Raw genomic sequence first — 2389 nt, 5'->3', positions numbered from 1 at the left:
CCCGGCCAGGGGTCCGGCGGCGGGGTGGGAGCGCAAGCTCGGAAGCCGGCGGCGCCGCCGGAGGGGCGGCGCCGCCGCGACCGGAACGCTCACGTCGTCGTGAGCGCGTCGGGCGCCGCCACGGGCGCGCCGAAGGAGTCGTGAAAAATGGTGTAGAACAGGGTCTTCGGTGTCGAGGCGGCCGGGCCGCGAGGGTCGGTCAGTGTGCCGGGGCGCCGGCCACCGCGGCCGCGGCAGAGCGGGAGCCGAGGGCGTCGAGGATGCGCCGGGCCGTGTCCTCGCCCATGCGCACGGCTCCGTCGACGTGCTGGTAGCCCTCCGCGGCGAGGTCGGACGACGAGAAGAGGATCGGACCGACGGGGGTGAGCTGGTCCTTGCCGTAGCGGTGCAGGCCGCCGAGGTCGTAGCTCGCCGCGTAGGCTCCGCGGGTCCACTCCTCCGAGCCCCAGTCGGATTCGTAGTAGACGACCGGGCTCAGCGCCTTCTCGCCGAGGTAGCCGGCCATGGACGAGAGGATGGCGGCCTTGCGCTCCTCGGCGGGGAGTTCGAAGACGGCGTCGGCCTTCTCGTCCGCCACGAAGGCCACCAGGGTGCCGCGCGGATCCTCGAAGTTGGTGTTGTCGTAGATCTCCTGGACGAGTGCCCCGGCGCCGAAGCACGTGCCGGACAGGCCGTCCTCGCGCCAGAACGGCGTGTCGTACACGGCATGCACCTTGATGACGAGACCGAGGGACTGGTGCTGGTGCATCTGGTGCTGGCGGCGCGGCAGCGGCGGGACGTAGGAGATCCGGGAGTACAGGTTCGGCGGCACGGCCAGCACGGCGAACCGGGCATCGACGGTGACGCCGTCGGCCACCGCCCGCACGTGCCCGGGCGCGCCCGGTTCTTCGCCCTCGTACCAGTGCAGGGTCCGGACCGGGTTGCCGAGAAGGACGTCGTCGCCGAGCTTTTCGGCGAGCCGCTGCGACACCTGCTGCATGCCGCCCACGACGCGCTGGTCGAGGATGAAGTCCTCGTCCACGAGGTTGCTGAACGAGCCCGCGGAGGCCGCCATGAGGATCGCCTGCAGTGCGGAGAACGCGTGGGCCGGCTTGGTGAGCATCCCCCCCGCGATGAACAGCCCGATGTTGTTGCACGCCTCCTCGTCGTCGGAGTTGGCCCGCAACCAGTGGTGGAAGGAGACGGTGTCGAGTTCCCGCGCCCGCGGATGCGCCCACGGCTCCCGGGGGCCGATCTCGGCGGCGAGTTCGTCGAGCAGCGCGATCAGCTTGTCCATCTCGGCGCGGGTGTGCTCGGACGTGGGGAACATCTCGCCGCGGTACCGGACGGGCCGGCCCTCGGCGTCGAGGTAGATGTTCTCGCCCTCGCGGTAGCGGGAGAACGTGCGCAGGCCCAGTTCGTCGAGCAGCGCGATCAGGGCGGTCTGGTCGGGGGACACCCACTGACCGCCGATCTCGAGCATCGCTCCGTCGATCGTGTCGGTCCAGGTGCGGCCGCCGACGCGGTCGCGGGCTTCGAGGACGGCGACCCGCAGGCCCGCCTGCCGGAGGCGGTAGGCGGCGGTCAGGCCGGACGGGCCCGCCCCGACGACGACGACGTCACGCTCGATGGATTTCATGGGATTCCCCTTCGAGAAAATGAACGACATTCATATGTGTCGCATCACACTGTAACCTCATCGGGGCGCGAGGAGAAGACCTTCGCGGCAATTCGTGGCCGGAATCGTGAGGCGAAGGGGAGCGGCGTGGGAGAGGGGACGCATCGACGCGCCGGCCGGCCGTCGACGAAAGTGCTGTCTCGGCAGGCGATCACCGACGCGGCGCTCGACGTGATCGAGCAGGGCGGCTACGACGCCTTCACCGTCGCCAAGCTCGCCCGTGCCCTCGGTGTGGCCCCGTCCGCCCTGTACAACCACGTGAGCTCGAAGCAGGACGTCCTGCTGTGGGTGCAGGAGGACCTCATGACGAAGGTCGACGTGAGCGGCTTCGGCGCCGAGCCGTGGGCGGTGGCGACGCGGCGGTGGGCCCTGTCCTACCGGGACGTGTTCGCCCGGCACGCGCCGCTGGTCCCGGTGATCGCCGTGATGCCCGTCGCGGGCGCGCCCCGCACCCTGGCGGTGTACGAGGCGGTGGCGGCGGGCTTCGCGGAGGCCGGGTGGCCGATCGACACGATCGTGCCGGTCGTCGTCGCGCTGGAGTCGTTCATCTTCGGCTCCGCGCTCGACGCCAACGCACCGGCCGACATTTTCGACACCGCCGACCTCGCCGGCGACAGCCCGGCGTTCACCGCGGCGATCGACGCGTTCGCCGGATCGGGCGGCCACTACACCCCGGACGCCGGTTTCGACGCCGGACTCGACGCGATGATCGCCGGACTCGAGGCGCGCCTG

The 2389-nt window shown here is 71.1% G+C and carries 2 protein-coding genes; one reads left to right on the top strand and one right to left on the bottom strand.

The genetic code is table 11. The features are described from left to right. Positions 1–199: 199 nt before the first annotated feature. Positions 200–1618 carry an NAD(P)/FAD-dependent oxidoreductase gene (locus CQZ88_RS25500; RefSeq protein WP_006935191.1) on the bottom strand — a complete coding sequence of 473 codons (1419 nt, stop codon included), beginning with the start codon at positions 1616–1618 and terminating at the stop codon, positions 200–202. A 126-nt stretch (positions 1619–1744) separates the two neighbouring features. Between CQZ88_RS25500 and CQZ88_RS25495 the strand changes: the two genes are divergently transcribed. Then, positions 1745–2389: TetR/AcrR family transcriptional regulator (locus tag CQZ88_RS25495; protein WP_258008791.1), on the top strand; the 645-nt coding region annotated here is incomplete at its 3' end.

The organism is Rhodococcus sp. ENV425, assembly GCF_002887785.1.
Classification (GTDB): domain Bacteria; phylum Actinomycetota; class Actinomycetes; order Mycobacteriales; family Mycobacteriaceae; genus Rhodococcus; species Rhodococcus aetherivorans.
The sequence above is the reverse complement of the archived record's forward strand: the minus strand, read 5'-3'. Positions and strand labels throughout refer to the sequence as shown.